Source organism: Pseudomonas sp. LSJ-87 (genome assembly GCF_032971465.1).
GTDB classification, from domain to species: domain Bacteria; phylum Pseudomonadota; class Gammaproteobacteria; order Pseudomonadales; family Pseudomonadaceae; genus Aquipseudomonas; species Aquipseudomonas putida_Z.
This window is the reverse complement of sequence record NZ_JAWJYQ010000001.1, coordinates 90,546-107,802: the sequence shown is the minus strand read 5'-3', so window position 1 is coordinate 107,802 and position 17,257 is coordinate 90,546. Positions and strand designations below refer to the sequence as shown.

At 65.4% G+C, this 17,257-nt stretch carries 11 protein-coding genes; 7 read left to right on the top strand and 4 right to left on the bottom strand.

Annotated features, from left to right (window positions below; all coding sequences use genetic code 11):
- Positions 1–6: 6 nt before the first annotated feature.
- From RYH74_RS00410 to trhA, 4 genes are all read left to right on the top strand, one after another.
- The gene (locus RYH74_RS00410; protein WP_025340904.1) at positions 7–2,061 is read left to right on the top strand and encodes a methyl-accepting chemotaxis protein; all 2,055 of its coding nucleotides are present in this window, start codon (positions 7–9) and stop codon (positions 2,059–2,061) included.
- 48 nt (positions 2,062–2,109) lie between these two features.
- Positions 2,110–7,062, top strand: a complete 4,953-nt coding sequence (locus RYH74_RS00405) for an Hpt domain-containing protein (protein WP_286100679.1) — start codon at positions 2,110–2,112, stop codon at positions 7,060–7,062.
- Entirely contained in the window at positions 7,055–7,528 is a 474-nt protein-coding gene (locus RYH74_RS00400) for a chemotaxis protein CheW (RefSeq protein ID WP_025340902.1), read from the top strand. Before RYH74_RS00405 ends, RYH74_RS00400 begins: the two co-directional genes overlap by 8 nt.
- A 158-nt stretch (positions 7,529–7,686) precedes the next feature.
- Positions 7,687–8,304 carry a PAQR family membrane homeostasis protein TrhA gene (gene trhA / locus RYH74_RS00395; protein ID WP_013974522.1) on the top strand — a complete coding sequence of 206 codons (618 nt, stop codon included), beginning with the start codon at positions 7,687–7,689 and terminating at the stop codon, positions 8,302–8,304.
- Here the strand turns inward: trhA and RYH74_RS00390 are convergent, their stop codons facing one another.
- Entirely contained in the window at positions 8,305–9,024 is a 720-nt protein-coding gene (locus tag RYH74_RS00390; protein ID WP_317408808.1) for a 16S rRNA (uracil(1498)-N(3))-methyltransferase, read from the bottom strand.
- A 129-nt stretch (positions 9,025–9,153) separates the two neighbouring features.
- The gene (locus tag RYH74_RS00385) at positions 9,154–10,560 is read right to left on the bottom strand and encodes an adenosylmethionine--8-amino-7-oxononanoate transaminase (RefSeq protein WP_025340900.1); all 1,407 of its coding nucleotides are present in this window, start codon (positions 10,558–10,560) and stop codon (positions 9,154–9,156) included.
- Between the two features lie 265 nt (positions 10,561–10,825).
- Between RYH74_RS00385 and RYH74_RS00380 the strand changes: the two genes are divergently transcribed.
- The 3 genes from RYH74_RS00380 (at position 10,826) to RYH74_RS00370 (ending at position 14,112) form a co-directional block, all read left to right on the top strand.
- Positions 10,826–12,679 carry a flavin monoamine oxidase family protein gene (locus RYH74_RS00380; RefSeq protein WP_317408807.1) on the top strand — a complete coding sequence of 618 codons (1,854 nt, stop codon included), beginning with the start codon at positions 10,826–10,828 and terminating at the stop codon, positions 12,677–12,679.
- A gap of 268 nt (positions 12,680–12,947) precedes the next feature.
- Complete coding sequence (locus RYH74_RS00375; RefSeq protein WP_025340898.1) at positions 12,948–13,499, top strand: cytochrome b; 552 nt, start codon at positions 12,948–12,950, stop codon at positions 13,497–13,499.
- A gap of 34 nt (positions 13,500–13,533) precedes the next feature.
- Complete coding sequence (locus RYH74_RS00370) at positions 13,534–14,112, top strand: YceI family protein (RefSeq protein ID WP_075046586.1); 579 nt, start codon at positions 13,534–13,536, stop codon at positions 14,110–14,112.
- A 158-nt stretch (positions 14,113–14,270) separates the two neighbouring features.
- On the opposite strand, the gene RYH74_RS00365 is transcribed toward RYH74_RS00370, so the two are convergent.
- Positions 14,271–16,157: a DEAD/DEAH box helicase gene (locus RYH74_RS00365; protein ID WP_286100676.1), complete on the bottom strand. Its 1,887-nt coding sequence runs from the start codon at positions 16,155–16,157 to the stop codon at positions 14,271–14,273.
- Between the two features lie 219 nt (positions 16,158–16,376).
- The gene (locus RYH74_RS00360; protein ID WP_286100675.1) at positions 16,377–17,165 is read right to left on the bottom strand and encodes a substrate-binding periplasmic protein; all 789 of its coding nucleotides are present in this window, start codon (positions 17,163–17,165) and stop codon (positions 16,377–16,379) included.
- Between the last annotated feature and the right edge of the window lie 92 nt (positions 17,166–17,257).

Genomic DNA, 17,257 nt, shown 5'->3' with positions numbered 1-17,257 from the left:
GCGAACGTGAACAAGCCTGCCACCCCCGTCACCACCGTGACCCCACGTACCCGCAGCATCGCGCAGATCACCGTGCTGTTCCTGATCCTGATCCTGTCGATCATCCTGCTGTTCGCCAACTTTGCCTACCTGAACACCCAGTCGAACTACGACAAGCAGTACATCGGCCACGCCGGCGAACTGCGGGTGCTGTCGCAGCGCATCGCCAAGAACGCCACCGAAGCCGCCACCGGCAAGGCCCTGGCCTTCAAGCTGCTGTCGGACGCGCGCAACGATTTCGAACGGCGCTGGGGCTACCTGCGTGAAGGTGACAAGTCCACCGGCCTGCCACCCGCGCCGCCCATGGTGCGTGACGAGATGGAAGCGGTACGCCGCGACTGGGAAAACCTGCGCAAGAACACCGATACCATCCTGGCAAGCGAGCAGACCGTGCTGTCGCTGCACCAGGTGGCGGCGACCCTGGCCGAGACCGTGCCGCAGTTGCAGGTGGAATACGAGAAAGTGGTCGAGATCCTGCTGCAGAGCGGCGCCCCGGCCAGCCAGGTGGCGGTGGCCCAGCGCCAGTTGCTGCTGGCCGAACGCATCCTCGGCTCGGTCAACACTGTGCTGGCCGGTGACGACACCGCGGCCCAGGCGGCGGATGCCTTTGGCCGTGATGCCGGGCGCTTCGGCCAGGTGCTGGAGGGCATGCTCAGTGGCAGCGCGGCGATCCAGGTGACCCGTGTCGAGGACGCCGACGCCCGTGCGCGCCTGGCTGAAATTGCCGAGCTGTTCCAGTTCGTTGCCGGCTCGGTGGATGAAATCCTCGAAACCTCGCCAGAACTGTTCCGCGTACGCGAGGCTGCCGGCAACATCTTCAGCCTGTCGCAAACCCTGCTCGACGAGGCCTCGCACCTGGCCAACGGTTTCGAGAACCTGGCCGGCGGGCGCACCCTCGACACTGTCGGCGGCTATGTCCTGGGCCTGCTGGCGTTGGCTTCGATCATCCTCATCGGCCTGGTCATGGTGCGCACCACCAACCGCCAGCTGCGCGAGACGGCGGAAAAGAACGAACGCAACCAGCAGGCGATCATGCGCCTGCTCGACGAAATCGAAGAGCTGGCTGACGGCGACCTGACCGTGACCGTATCGGTGACCGAAGACTTCACCGGCGCCATTGCCGATTCGATCAACTATTCCGTGGACCAATTGCGCGACCTGGTCGCCACCATCAACCACAGCGCCGTGCAGGTCGCTGCCGCCGTGCAGGACACACAGAACACCGCACGCCAGCTGGCCAAGGCCTCTGAACACCAGGCCGAGCAGATCAGCGAGGCATCCGAGGCGGTCGGCGACATGGTCGAGTCGATCGACCGGGTTTCGGCACATGCCTACGAGTCGGCCAAGGTTGCCGAGCGCTCGGTGGCGATCGCCAACAAGGGCAACGAGGTGGTGCACAACACCATCAACGGCATGGACAACATTCGCGAGCAGATCCAGGACACCGCCAAACGGATCAAGCGCCTCGGTGAGTCTTCCCAGGAAATTGGCGATATCGTCAGCCTGATCGACGACATTGCCGACCAGACCAACATCCTCGCCCTCAACGCGGCGATTCAGGCCTCGCTGGCCGGCGAGGCCGGCCGTGGGTTCGCCGTGGTTGCCGACGAAGTGCAGCGCCTGGCCGAGCGCTCGTCGTCGGCCACCCGGCAGATCGAGGCGCTGGTGCGCACCATCCAGGCCGACACCAACGAGGCGGTGATCTCCATGGAGCAGACCACCGCCGAGGTGGTGCGCGGTGCCCGCCTGGCCCAGGATGCCGGGGTGGCACTGGCCGAGATCGAAGGCGTATCGCAGAACCTCGCCGACCTTATCCACAGCATCTCCGATGCCGCCCAGCTGCAGACTTCGTCTGCCGGGCAGATCTCCCACACCATGGCAGTCATCCAGCAGATTACCGCGCAGACCTCCGCCGGCTCCGGCGCCACCGCCGACAGCATCCGCCACCTGGCACGCATGGCCAGCGAGATGCGCCGTTCGGTGTCCGGGTTCACCCTGCCGCCACCAGCAGAGCCCAAGTGAAGAGCCCTACTGATGAGCTCTACTGAAAAGCCGCGCCGAGGAGTGCCCATGGCTGTAGCAGCTATAAGCCCCGAGCGCCACGACACAGTGGCGCTGGCCTGGACCAAGGCCGCCATCCTCGACTGCCTGGGCCAGGCGCGCCAGGCGCTGGAGCGCTTTGCCGGCGAGCCTGGCGACCTGTCGATGCTGGCATTCGTGGTCGACAACCTGCACCAGGTGCACGGCTGCCTGCGCATGCTCGAACTGCGCGGCGCCACGCGCCTGGCTGAAGAACTGGAGCTGTTCGCCAGGGCCCTGGCCGATGGCCAGGTCAGCCCCCGCGGTGATTGCCTGGGCGCGTTGTTCCGCGGCCTGGAGCAATTGCCGTCGTATCTGGAGCGCCTGCGCGGCGCCCGCCACGACCTGCCACTGGTGATGCTGCCGCTGCTCAACCAGCTGCGTGCCTGCCGTGGCGAGGAGCCGTTGGCCCAGGCCAGCCTGATCAGCGGCGCCACCCAACGCTTTGCCGGTGCCGACGACCTGGCCAACCTCGACCTGTCGCTGGGCAACTGGCGCGAGCAGTTGCAGGCCGGGCCGGGCCGCGATGCCCTGCGCTCGGTGGTGACCGCGCTGTGCGACGACCTGATGCGCATCAAGGAGCGCCTGGACCAGTTCGTACGTGGCGACCGCCAGCACAGCGAGCAGCTCGATGCCCTGCTGGCACCGCTGCGCCACGTGGCCGACACCCTGGCGGTGCTGGGCTTCCAGCAGCCACGCCGGGTGATCATCGACCAGGTGCTGGCGTTGCAGGCCCTGGCCCAGGGCGAGCGGGCGGTGGACGACGCGGTGTTGATGGATGTAGCGGGGGCCCTGCTATACGTGGAGGCCACGCTCAATGGCATGGTCGGCCCGCTGGAGGAAAACGGCCAGGGCGGCCTGCCGGGCTCGGACCTGGCCGAAATCCGCCAGCTGGTGTTGAACGAGTCGCTGAACGTGCTGCAGCAGGCCAAGGACCTGATCGGCGATTGCCTGGAGTCAGGCTGGCCGCGGCAACGCCTGCAACCCTTGCCAGGGCTGTTGCAGCAGATTCGCGGTGCGCTGGCGATGTTGATGCTGCCGGCCGTGGCCGAGCTGTTTGCCGGTTGCGCCAGCTATGTACAGCGCTGGCTGCAGCACCTGGAAGTGGAGCCGCCTGCCGATGAGCTGACCCACCTGGCCGAAGCCCTGAGCGCCGCCGAATGCTACCTGCAATGGCGGGTGGCGGACCCATTGGCGGATGGCCAACCCTTCATCGACATGGCGCGCGCCAGCCTGGCGACGTTGGGTGTGCACTGCTCGCTGGTCGAGGCCACCGCAGGTCACGATGGCAGCGCTGATGGCATCGATGACGAGTTGCGTGAAGTGTTTCTCGACGAGGCTGGTGAGCTGCTGCCGGAAATCGAGCGCCACTGGCTGCGCTGGCGTGCCGACAACCAGCAGCGCGAGGCACTGGGAGAAGTGCGCCGCGCCTTGCATACGCTCAAGGGCAGCGGCCGCATGGTGCATGCCGAGGCGGTGGCCGAGCTGGCCTGGGGCGCCGAGCACCTGCTGAACCGGGTACTCGAGGGCCGCAGCTTGCTCAGCCCGGAAGGCGTGGTGGCCCTGCAGCAGGCATTCGTCTACCTGCCCGACCTGCTGGCCGACTTTGCCGCCGGCCAGCTGCCACAACTGACGGAAATCGAGCAGCTGGCCGGGCACCTGCATGCCCTGGCCGAAAACGATGCCCCGGTGGCGGCCGACATCGACGGCCTCGACCCGCAATTGCTCGATATCTTCCGCAGCGAGGCGCAGGGCCACCTGGCCAGCCTGGATGCTTTCCTGCAAGGCGCCGACGGCCACGATACGCAGGTCAGCGATGGCCTGCAGCGCGCCCTGCATACGCTCAAGGGCAGTGCCGCCATGGCCGGGGTGATGCCGGTCGCCGAACTGGCCACCGCCTTCGACCGCCTGGCTCGTGAATACAAGGGCCACCAACTGCCCCTGCAAATGGCCGAGATCGAATGGCTGGAAGCTGCTCGCTCGCTGTTCCACCTGGGCCTGGCGCAACTCGACAGCACGCCGCTGGCGGCCATCCCCGGTGCCGCGGAGCTGATCGAGCAGGTCGGCCAGGCGGTGGACGCGCACCTGGCCAGCTTGCATGACGACCCGCAGCATGCGCGGCGCAGCAAGCGCGACCCGCAGTTGATCGCCAGTTTCCTGGCCCAGGCCATGGATATCCTGCTGGATGCCGAGTCGTTGCTGTCGCGCTGGCAGGAACAGCCCGGCCAGCGCGATGCACTGGACACCCTGCTCGACGAACTGACCACCCTGGGCCATGCCGCACACTTGGCCGACCTGTGGCAGATGGATGACGTGTGCGAGGCCTTGCTCGACCTGTACGGTGCCGTGGAGGAGGGCAGCCTGCCCGCCGATGCGCGCTTCTTCGCCCACGTGCAGCGGGCCCATGAAGCCCTGCTGGACATGCTCGACGAAGTGGCGGCCGGGCAGGACATCCCGCCAAGGCCGGAGCTGGTCGACAGCCTGCGCCACCTGCTGGGCCAGGCCCTGGCACCGGAGGCTACCGGCCTGGTGGGCATCGACACGGTCACGCCGCTGCACCCGGACATGGACCTGGCTGATACCCTTGGCCTGGGGCCGGCGCACAACCCTTTGCTGCCGGCTGTGGCCGAGCCGCTGGTCGAAGAGCCGGAAAGCCCAGGCGAAGAGCTGCTGGAAGTCTTCCTCGAAGAAAGCTCGGACATCGTCGAGAGTGCCGCCGCAGCTTTGGCGCGCTGGCAGGCCGACCCGCGCAACAGTGTGGAGGTGGACAACTTGATGCGCGACCTGCACACCCTCAAGGGTGTGGCGCGCATGGTCGAAATTGCGCCGATCGGCGATCTGGCCCACGAACTGGAGTTCCTCTACGAGCTGCTGGCCGCTGGCCGTATGCCGCCGAGCGCGCCACTGTTCGCCTTGCTACAGAACTGCCATGACCGCCTGGCGCACATGCTCGATGCCGTGCGCCTGGGGCAGCCGTTGCATGCCGCCACTGCGCTGATCGACTACATCCGCAACTTCAGCTTCTCGGCCCTGGCCGACAGCGCCGCGGGCCAGGGGCCGGTCGAGGCCGCGACCAGTGAGGCGCCGGCGGCGGCACCGGAGCGGGCACCTGGCGACATGGTCAAGGTCGATGCCGAGTTGCTCGACGAGCTGGGCAACCTGGCCGGTGAGCACTCGATCATCCGTGGGCGCATCGAGCAGCAGGTCAACGATGCGCAGTTCACCCTCAACGAGATGGAAACCACCCTCGAACGCATGCGCGACCAGTTGCTGCGCCTGGATATCGAGACCCAAGGGCGGATGTCCAGCCGGCAGCAGTTCGAAGGCGATGCCTATGACGACTTCGACCCGCTGGAAATGGACCGCCACTCGCAACTGCAGCAGCTGTCGCGGGCCCTGTTCGAGTCTGCCTCGGACTTGCTCGACCTCAAGGAAACCCTGGCACAGCGCGCCCAGGAGGCCTACAGCCTGCTGCAGCAGCAGGCGCGGGTGAACAGCCAGTTGCAGGAAGGCCTGACCGCGACCCTGATGGTGCCCTTCGAGCGCCTGGTGCCACGCTTGCAGCGCGTGGTACGGCAGGTGGCCAGCGAACTGGGCAAGCAGGTGGAGCTGGTGGTGGGCAATGCCGAGGGCGAACTGGACCGCAGCGTGCTCGAACGTATGGTGGCGCCGCTGGAGCACATGCTGCGCAACGCCGTCGACCATGGACTGGAAAGCCGCGAAATGCGCCTGGCCGCCGGCAAGCCGGAGCAGGGCACCATTCACCTGAATCTGCTGCACGAAGGCGCGGACATCGTCATCGAAATGACCGACGACGGTGCCGGCGTGCCGCTGGAGGCGGTGCGCCGCAAGGCCATCAAGCGCGGCCTGCTGGACCCGCAGGCGCAGTTGAGCGATCACGAGATCCTCCAGTTCATCCTGCGCCCGGGCTTTTCCACTGCCGAGAAGATCACCCAGATTTCCGGGCGTGGCCTGGGCATGGACGTGGTACACGAAGAGGTCAAGCAACTGGGGGGCTCGATGAGTATCGAGTCGGCCCAGGGCAAGGGGGCGCGCTTCCTGATCCGCCTGCCGTTCACCGTGTCGGTCAACCGTGCGCTGATGGTGCACCTGGGCGAAGAGCAGTACGCCATTCCGCTGAACACCATCGAGGGCATCGTCCGCGTGCCGCCGGTCGAACTGGCGGCGTGCTACCAGCTGGACGCTCCGCGTTATGTGTACGCCGGCCACGAATACGAGCTGCGCTACCTGGGTGAACTGCTACAGGGCATGCCGCGCCCGGCATTGCTCGGGCAGAGCGTGCCGCTGCCGGTGCTGCTGGTGCATTCCCAGGAGCAGTCGTTCGCCATCCAGGCCGACAGCCTGTCGCCCAGCCGCGAGATCGTGGTGAAGAGCCTGGGGCCGCAGTTTGCCGCGGTTGCCGGGTTGTCGGGGGCAACGCTGCTGGGCGATGGCCGGGTGGTACTGATTCTCGACCTGCTGGGCCAGTTGCGTGGCCAGCAGCGGCGCCTGGCGCGCCTGCCGGGTGGCGGTGCGGCCCGGCGCCAGGTGTTCGGCCCGGCGCCACGGCGGGCGTTGCTGGTAATGGTGGTGGACGATTCGGTGACCGTGCGCAAGGTCACCAGCCGCCTGCTGGAGCGCCACGGCATGAGTGTGCTGACGGCCAAGGACGGGGTTGATGCCATGGCACTGCTGGAAGAACACCGCCCCGATGTGTTGCTGCTGGACATCGAGATGCCGCGCATGGACGGCTTCGAGGTGGCCACACGCATCCGCCGTGACGAGCGCTTGAAAGACTTGCCGATCATCATGATCACCTCGCGCACCGGGCAGAAGCACCGCGACCGTGCCATGGCCATCGGCGTCAACGAATACCTGGGCAAGCCGTACCAGGAGTCGGTTCTGTTGCAGAGCATTGCCCACTGGAGCCAGACCCATGCTTGAACTGATCGCCGGCCAACGCAGCAGCCTGACCGGGCTTTTGCTGCCGTTGGGTGACCGTACCTTGGTGTTGCCCAACGTGGCGGTGGCCGAACTGAGTGGCCAGCGCAATCTGGTGTGCCAACGCGGCGAGCCGGCCTGGCACCTGGGCTGGATCGACTGGCGCCAGCAGCGCCTGCCGCTGATCGGCTTCGAAGCCGCGTGTGGTGGCGAGACCCCCTGCGGCGAGCGGGCCCGCGTGGTGGTGCTCAATGCCCTGGGTGATACCGGCCTGCGCTACCTGGCGTTGTTGCTGCAGGACATACCGCGCTCGTGCAAGCTCGACAGCCAGCTGAACTACGTGGACGTGGCGCTGGGTCGCCTGGAGCTGGCGGCGGTGCAGGTGGGTGAGCAGGTGGCACGGGTGCCGGACCTGGCTGCGCTGGAACGGCTGGTGCGTGACGCGGAACTGCAACCTGAGCTTGGTTAGGATGCAGGGCACAGGGCCTCTTCGCGGGTAAACCCGCTCCCACAGGTAGGGCGCCACCCGCTGGTATCGTGGGATCCCTGTGGGAGCGGGTTTACCCGCGAAGAGGCCGGAACAGAAGGACGCAGGAACCCAGCCCACCTCAGGAGGTCTGTGTTTGCATGTACTACGGTGAACGCTTCAACGCCTGGACCCACCTGGTCGGTGCCGTCCTGGCCTGTATCGGTGCCATCTGGCTGATCGTGGTCGCGGGCCTGCAGGGCGACCCGTGGAAGATCGTCAGTTTCTCCATCTACGGCAGCACCTTGCTGTTGCTGTACAGCATTTCTACCCTGTACCACAGCACTCGCGGGCGGGCGAAGGTGATCATGCGCAAGCTCGATCATCTGTCGATCTACCTGCTGATCGCCGGCAGCTACACGCCGTTCTGCCTGGTCAGCCTGCGCGGACCCTGGGGCTGGAGCCTGTTCGGGGTGGTCTGGGGGCTGGCGGTGATCGGCATGCTGCAGGAGATCAAGCCGCGATCCGAGGCGCGCATCCTGTCGATCATCATCTATGCGGTGATGGGCTGGATCGTGCTGGTGGCGGTCAAGCCATTGCTGCACTCGCTCGGCAGCGCCGGCTTTGCCTGGCTGGCCGCAGGCGGGGTGTTCTACACCGTCGGCATCATCTTCTTCGCCTTCGACAGCCGCTTCCGCCACTGGCATGGCATCTGGCACCTGTTCGTGATCGCCGGCAGCCTCATGCACTTCGTGGCGGTGTCGTTCTACGTGCGCTAGTTAAAAGTCGCCCCACAGTTGCTGTGCCACCGACAGTGCCACCACCGGTGCGGTTTCGGTGCGCAGCACGCGTGGGCCCAAGCGTGCTGCGTGGAAACCGGCAGCCTTGGCCTGGTCGACCTCCACTTCGCTCAGGCCGCCTTCGGGGCCGATCAGGAAGGCCAGGGTGGCAGGCTTGGCATGGCTGGTGAGCGGTTCGGCCACCGGGTGCAGGACCAGTTTCAGGTCGGCCTTGGCAGTGTTCAGCCACTCGGCCAGGGTCACAGGCGGGTGGATGACCGGCAAGGTCGAGCGGCCGCATTGTTCGCAGGCGCTGATCGCCACCTGGCGCCAGTGCGCCAGGCGCTTGTCGGCGCGCTCGTCCTTCAGCCGCACTTCGCAGCGTTCGCTGACGATCGGGGTGATTTCGTTGGCGCCCAGTTCGGTGGCTTTCTGGATCGCCCAGTCCATGCGCTCGCCACGGGACAGGCCTTGGCCGAGGTGCACGTGCAGTGGTGAATCGGCCTGGCCGGCGAGGGCCTGGTCGAGGCTGACGCGCACGGTTTTCTTGCCCACTTCGAGCAACTGGCCGCGGTATTCCTGGCCACTGCCGTCGAACAGCTGCACGGCGTCGCCGGGGGCCATGCGCAGTACGCGGCCGATGTAGTGGGCCTGGGCTTCGGGCAGGTCATGCTCGCCAAGGCTCAGGGGGGCGTCGATGAAAAAGCGGGACAGTCTCATGGTTGAGCTCAAGCTAAAGGGAGAATGTGGTCCCTGTGGGAGCGGGTTCACCCGCGAATGCGGCGGTGACTCCACTATTGCATTCGCGGGTGAACCCGCTCCCACAGGGTACGCGGCGGGCCTCCGGGCTTAGCCCGGGTCGCGGAAGTCGGGGTGGAAGTTGGCCGGTACGGCCACGCTGACGCTATCGCGGGTGGCAATGTCGATGCCTTCGCTGGCCACTTCTGCCAGGAAGTCGATCTGCTCTGGCGTAATCACATACGGCGGCAGGAAGTACACCACGCTGCCCAGCGGGCGCAGCAGGGCGCCACGCGTCAGGGCATGCTCGAACACTTTCAGGCCACGACGCTCTTGCCACGGGTAGGCAACCTTGCCTGCCTTGTCCTGGACCATCTCGATGGCCAGGGCCATGCCGGTCTGGCGAATCTCGGCCACATGCGCGTGGTCGGCCAGGTGCGCGGTGGCGCTGGCCATGCGGGTGGCCAAGGCCTTGTTGGCCTCGATCACGTTGTCCTGCTCGAAGATGTCCAGGGTTGCCAGCGCCGCGGCGCAGGCCAGCGGGTTGCCGGTGTAGCTGTGCGAGTGGAGGAACGCGCGTAGGGTCGGGTAGTCGTCGTAGAACGCCTGGTACACCTTGTCGGTGGTCAGGCAGGCGGCCAGCGGCAGGTAGCCGCCGGTCAGGGCCTTGGACAGGCACAGGAAGTCCGGGCGAATGCCGGCCTGTTCACAGGCGAACATGGTGCCGGTGCGGCCGAAGCCCACGGCGATTTCGTCGTGGATCAGGTGCACGTCGTAGCGGTCGCAGGCCTCGCGCAGCAGCTTGAGGTACACCGGGTGGTACATGCGCATGCCGCCGGCACCCTGGATCAGCGGTTCGACGATCACCGCGCTGATCGAGGCGTGGTGCTCGGCCAGGGTCTGTTCCATGGCCTGGAACATGGTGCGCGAGTGCTCTTCCCAGCTCGTGCCCTCGGGGCGCAGGTAGCAGTCGGGGCTGGGTACCTTGAGGGTGTCGAGCAGCAGCGCCTTGTAGGTTTCGGTAAACAGCGGCACATCGCCGACCGACATGGCGGCGATGGTTTCGCCGTGGTAGCTGTTGGTCAGGGTGACGAAGCGCTTCTTGCCCGGCTTGCCGACGTTCTGCCAGTAGTGGAAGCTCATCTTCAGCGCCACTTCGATGCACGACGAACCGTTGTCGGCATAGAACACCCGGTCGAGGCCGGCGGGGGTCATGGCTACAAGGCGCTCGGACAGCTCGATCACCGGCTGGTGGCTGAAACCGGCCAGGATCACGTGCTCCAGCTGGTCGACTTGGTCCTTGATGCGCTGGTTGATACGCGGGTTGGCGTGGCCAAACACGTTGACCCACCAGCTGCTCACCGCATCCAGGTAGCGCTTGCCTTCGAAGTCTTCCAGCCACACGCCTTCGCCGCGCCTGATCGGGATCAGCGGCAGCTGCTCGTGGTCTTTCATCTGGGTGCAGGGGTGCCACAGGACCTTGAGGTCGCGTTGCATCCACTGATCATTGAGGCCCATGGGCACTTCTCCTGGCTTTGCGGCTTGGTTCGACCGCGTAAGCCTAAGCAATGCCGCAGGGCAGGACAACCGCCGCTTCTCATCGGCTTGCCAGCTGAGCTTGCCACCGCGTGGAATCGCTGCAGGCAAAAATGTCAGTGGCGAAAAGGACTTGATGTCACTGCGCTGGCAGGGTCGGCGGACCTGACGTATTCTTAACGCATCTCTCCCGGGGCATTCCTGCCTCTCCCCGTTTCTGTAACCCCCTGACTCGGAGTTCGCCGACATGGCTGCTGCTTGGGTGCGCCTGTGCGCGTTGGTATTGATTGGTGTGTCCAGCGGCGCCGCGCTGGCAAAGGACAAGACACCTTCGGCGATCGTAGTGGGTGGCGGCCTGGCGGGCCTGACGGCCGCCTACGAGCTGCAGAACAAAGGCTGGCAGGTGACGCTGCTGGAAGCCAAGGCGGGCATGGGCGGGCGCTCGGGCCTGGCCACCAGCGAGTGGATCGGCAACGCCAAGGCGCAGCCGGTGCTCAACCAGTACCTCGACCGTTTCAAACTTGAAACACTGCCGGCACCGGAGTTCGTGCGTACCCCCGGTTACCTGATCGACGGCGAGTATTTCAGCGCCACCGACCTGGCCACCAAGCAGCCGGCTACTGCCGATGCGCTCAAACGTTACGAGAAAACCCTCGATGACCTGGCCCGTTCGATCGACGACCCGCTGAACCCGCAAGCCAACAGCACGCTGTTCGCCCTCGATCAGATCAACGTCTCTACCTGGCTGGACAAGCTGCAACTGCCGACCACCGCCCGTCAGCTGGTCAACCAGCAGATCCGTACCCGCTACGATGAGCCATCGCGCCTGTCGCTGCTGTACTTTGCCCAGCAGAACCGCGTGTATCGCGGCGTCAGCGACCGTGACCTGCGTGCCGCGCGCCTGCCCGGCGGCAGCCCGGTGCTGGCCCAGGCGTTCGTCAAGCAACTGAAGACCATCAAGACCAGTTCGCCGGTGAACTCCATCGTTCAGGACAAGGACGGTGTCACGGTCAAGGTCGGCAGCGTCGGCTACCAGGCGGATTACCTGGTCATGGCCGTGCCCCTGCGCGCCCTGGCCAAGATCCAGATGACCCCCGGCCTGGACAGCCAGCACCTGGCGGCGTTGAAGGGCACCAACTATGGCTGGCGCGACCAGCTGATGCTCAAGTTCAAGAAGCCGGTGTGGGAAAGCCGCGCGCGCATGTCGGGCGAAATCTTCAGTAACGCAGGCTTGGGCATGCTGTGGATCGAACCCGCGCTCAAGGGTGGCGCCAACGTGGTGATCAACCTGTCAGGCGACAACGCCCGCCTGCTGCAGGCGTTCGGCGACAAGCAGATGGTCGATCAGGTGCTGATCCGCCTGCATGCGTTCTACCCACAGGCCCGTGGCTCGTTCACCGGCTACGAGGTCAAGCGCTACAGCACCGACGCCGGTACCGGCGGCGCCTACCTGGCCTATGGCCCGGGCCAGATCAGCAAGTACTGGCGCCTGTGGGAGCGCCCGGTGCAGCGCATCACCTTTGCCGGTGAGCATACCGACGCCCTTTACCCAGGCACCCTGGAAGGCGCCCTGCGCAGTGGCCAGCGCGCGGCCAGCCAGGTGCAGGACCTGCTGGCCGGCAAGTCGTTCGACCCGGCCAAGGCGGCACCGGTGGCGGCGGCAGCAGCTGCAGGCGCCGTGGCGGCCAAGGAGAGCAAGGGCGGGTTCTTCTCCAACATGTTCGGTGGTTCTTCCGACAAGGGCGACAAGGCTGACAAGACCCCGGTCAAGGCCGAGCCGAAGCCGGTCGATGAGGCCAAGCAGGACAAGCCGGGCTTCTTCAAGCGCCTGTTTGGCGGGTCGGACAAGCCTGAGGTGAAGGCCGAGCCGATTGCCAAGGCCGAGGAAGTGGCGCCGGCACCTGCGCCAGCGCCGCAAGCCGCACCGGCCCCGGTTGCGCCAGCGCCTGTGGTCAAGGAAGCGGCGGCCAAGCCTGCTGCTACCAAGGCTGCACCTGCCAAGCCTGCACCGAAGCACAAGCCAGCCCAGACCAAAAAGGCGACTGCCAAGTCCGAACCGGCCAAGAAAGCTGTGGCCAATACCCAGGCCAAAGCGGGTTGATTTGTTAACTGGCCCTATCGCCGGCAAGCCAGCTCCCACAGGATCATCATAGGTTCGAAAGCCTGTGCAATACCTGTGGGAGCTGGCTTGCCGGCGATAGGGCCGGCACTGGCATCCGCTGATTACCCAACTATCGTTAATGTTTCCTTAATGGGAAGCTTACAGAATAAATATCGGATTTCTCGATAATCCAAAGCAATTTTTTACGCTTTTATTCGATGCGTTACGCGTTAGTCTGTGCACAGCTTTCACGGGGAAACACGTCAACATGCAACTGCGCAATTCATCTTCTCGCTACGGCGTGGTCAGCATCGTCCTGCACTGGGGCGTGGCTCTGGCAGTCTTCGGCCTGTTCGGCCTGGGCCTGTGGATGGTCGGCCTCGACTACTACAGCCCTTGGCGCAAGGCCGGCCCGGACCTGCACAAGAGCATCGGCCTGGTGCTGCTGGCGGTGATGCTGCTGCGGGTGGTCTGGCGCTTCATAAGCCCGCCACCACCGGCACCGGCCAACCACGGCGCACTTACCCGCCTGGCAGCCAAGTTGGGCCACCTGGCCCTGTACCTGGGGCTATTCGCGGTAATGATTGCCGGTTACCTGATTTCTACCGCCGACGGTGTCGGCATTCCGGTGTTCGGCCTGTTCGAAGTGCCGGCACTGGTCAGCGACCTGCCCGACCAGGCAGACCTGGCTGGCGTGATTCATCTCTGGCTGGCCTGGGGCTTGGTGATTTTTGCCGTGCTGCATGGCTTGGCAGCGCTCAAGCACCATTTCATCGACCGTGACGCGACCCTGACCCGCATGCTGGGCCGCAAAGCTTGACTCTCAACCTCAATTGCATAGGAAGGAAGTAAGGATGTTGAAAAAGACTTTTGCCGCTCTGGCGCTCGGTACCGCTCTGCTCTCCGCTGGCCAGGCCATGGCTGCCGAGTACAAGATCGACAAGGAAGGCCAGCACGCGTTCGTTGACTGGAAGATCAGCCACCTGGGCTACAGCTTCATTCACGGTACCTTCAAGGACTTCGACGGCAACTTCACCTGGGACAGCGCCAAGCCTGAAGCCAGCAAGATCAACGTCGACCTGAAAACCGCCAGCCTGTGGTCGAACCACGCCGAGCGTGACAAGCACATTTCCAGCGCCGACTTCCTCGATGTGAAGAAGTACCCGGAAGCCAAGTTCGTCTCCACCAGCGTCAAGTCGACTGGCGACAAGACCGCTGACGTGACTGGCGACCTGACCATGCACGGTGTGACCAAGCCGGTCACCTTCAAGGCCACCTTCAACGGTGAAGGCAAGGACCCATGGGGCGGCGAGCGCGCTGGTTTCAACGCCACCACCACGCTGAACCTGAACGACTTCGGCATCAAGGGCCCGGGCGCTACCTCGCAGACCCTGGACCTGGATATCAGTGTTGAAGGTGTGAAGCAGAAGTAATTTGCTTTAGCTGAAGTACCGAGGGGGCTGCTTCGCAGCCCTTTCGCGACACAAGGCCGCTCCCACAGGTATTGCGCTGCAAGTGAAATCTGCGCAATACCTGTGGGAGCGGCCTTGTGTCGCGAAAGGGCCGCAAAGCGGCCCCCTCATACTTTTTGTCAGCCCTTGCGGGTCAGCAGCGCCGGGCGCTCACCGCGCGGGCGGCTCGGCAGGTCATCCAGTTGCTCTGGCGTCGGGTAACGGTCGAGCTTGGATTCCTTGCGGATGATCACTGGCTGTTTTTCCGGCTGGCGCGGGTTGCGCACGGCCGGTTCCTGCCGAGCAGCATCGTCACGGGCCGGGCGACCACGGCCACCACCATCACGACGGGCGCCGCCACCATTGTTGGCGCGGGCCGGACGTTTCTCGCCGCCACCGCCGCTGCGCGGCTGGCCGCTATTGCGACCCTGGCCACCGGCGTTGCTGCGCTGGCCGTTACCCTGGGCCTGACCTTGGCCGGCATTGCCACCCGGGCGGCGATTGCGGCCCTGGTTCTTGCCCTGGTACGGGCTGACATAGTCGGCACGGTTGCCGAAGTTGTCGATATCGTCGTCCAGGAACTCTTCCGGATCGCGGTCGACAGGCACTTTCGGCACGTTGCTGTTGCTGGCCTGCTGTTGCTGCTGGCGCGGCTTCTTGTCACGCGGCTTGCGTTGCTGCTGTTGCTTGTCGCCGCTCTTTTCCTTGTCGGCCGGCTTGTCAGCAGCCTGTTGCTTGGCCTTGCCTTTATCCTTGCCCTTGTCCTTGCGGCCGCCGTTGGCGTCTTTGCCGCCTTCGCCGCGGGCCTGCTGGTTGCGGCCACCACGGCCGTTGTTCTGCTGGCGTTCGCGTACTTCAGGCTTTTCGGCCTCTACCTGGCTGGCGTCGAAGCCCATCAGGTCGCCGTCCGGGATCTTCTGCCTGGTCACCCGCTCGATGCTCTTGAGCAGTTTCTCTTCATCCGGCGCGACCATGGAAATGGCCTCGCCCGAACGCCCGGCACGGCCGGTACGGCCGATACGGTGGACGTAGTCTTCCTCGACGTTCGGCAGCTCGAAGTTGACCACGTGCGGCAACTGGTCGATGTCCAGGCCACGGGCTGCGATGTCGGTGGCGACCAGCACGCGCACGCTGTTGGCCTTGAAGTCGGCCAGAGCCTTGGTGCGGGCGTTCTGGCTCTTGTTGCCGTGGATCGCGGCGGCGGTCAGGCCGTGCTTTTCCAGGTACTCGGCCAGGCGGTTGGCGCCGTGCTTGGTGCGGGTGAACACCAGTACCTGTTCCCAGGCACCCTGGGTGATCAGGTGCGCCAGCAGTGCGCGCTTGTGGCTGGCGGGCAGGCGGTAGACGCGCTGCTCGATACGCTCGACGGTAGTGTTCGGCGGGGTGACCTCGATACGCTCCGGGTTGTGCAGGAGCTTGTCGGCGAGGTCGGTGATGTCCTTGGAGAAGGTGGCCGAGAACAACAGGTTCTGGCGCTTGGCCGGCAGACGGGCGAGGACCTTCTTGACGTCATGGATGAAGCCCATGTCGAGCATGCGGTCGGCTTCGTCCAGCACCAGGATTTCCACGTGGGCCAGGTCAACCTTGCCTTGGCCGGCCAGGTCGAGCAGGCGGCCCGGGCAGGCGACCAGCACGTCCACGCCCTTGGCAATGGCCTGGATCTGCGGGTTCATGCCGACGCCGCCGAAAATGCAGGCGCTGACCAGTGGCAGGTCACGGGCATAGACCTTGAAGCTGTCATGCACCTGGGCTGCCAGTTCGCGGGTCGGGGTCAGGACCAGCACGCGAGGTTGGCGCGGGCCATGGCGCTGCGACTTGTCGGGGTGGCCGGCCGGGAACAGGCGCTCGAGGATCGGCAGGGCGAAACCGCCGGTTTTACCAGTACCTGTCTGTGCGGCGACCATCAGGTCGCGGCCTTGCAACACGGCGGGAATCGCCCGCTGTTGCACGGGGGTCGGCTGGGTGTAGCCCGCAGCCTCGATAGCGCGGACAAGAGCCTCGGAGAGACCGAGGGAAGCAAAGGACATGGGCAATCCTGTTCTCGTGTGGGCTGGGCCCGTTTGGGATGTTCTGCCTGGCGCGACGGGCATCGGTGGGATGCGATCGCGTCCGGTCCAGCTGGGCTTTCACTGCACATCCGGTTAGCGGAGGGTGGACGCGAAGGCGCGTCGATGCCGATCGGGATGCCTGTTGCTAGGCCGAGCGTCCGGGCGTGAGCCGGGCGGGAAGGCCCGAGTATAACAGAGCTATCGCGCTGTGCTGCTTTCCTGCTGCTCAACGGCGTTGAGAATGTTTCCGATGTCGCCTGTGTAGCGGTTGCTGATCGCTGCATAGGCCGGTTCCTGCTTGAAGCGCCGCAGTTCCACGGCGAAGGCCTGGGCCAGTGCCTCCCGCCCCGGCTTGCGCGCCAGCCCCAGGTACTGCGCCTGGCGGCTGATCACCAGCGGCAGCTCCTCGACCTGCTGTTGCAGGCCCAGATGCCGCAGCAGGTAATGTCCGACCCTGCGGTCGGTGATTGCCAGGTCGATGCGGCCCAGCATCAGTTTGCCGAAGTTGGCTTCATGGGTAGGCGCGGCTTCGCGCCTGAAATGTACGGCCTCGTTGAACGCGGCACCATAGGCGTAGCCGGGTGAGGTGCCGACGGTGAGGCCGGCAAGGTCATCCAGCGCCTTGACGGCATGGCGACGTGCGCTGGCCTGGAACAGGACGAACTCGACCTCCGACATGGGTTCGGGGGCGTACACCAGGTAGGGCTGGCGCGACTCGGTCTGGAAGATGTCCATGATGCCGTCGGCCAAGCCCTGCTCGATCATTGCCAGGCAGCGCTTCCATGGCAGGAACTCCCACTCCACCTCGACGCCAAGGCGTTCGAACACCTGGGTGGTGACTTCGTAGTCGATGCCGCGCGGCTGGCCGTCGCGCTGGTACGCATAGGGTGCCCAGTCGTCGGTCACCAGGCGCAGGCGCTCGCCCAGGGCCAGCGGGCTCAGGCAGGCGAGCAACAGGATCCAGAACAGACGGGCGACGTGTGGCATGGCCGGAGATTACGCGCTCGGCCTGTTCAAGGCCAGTGAGGATGATGTTCTCCTGTGCTGGCCTCTTCGCGGGTAAACCCGCTCCCACAAGT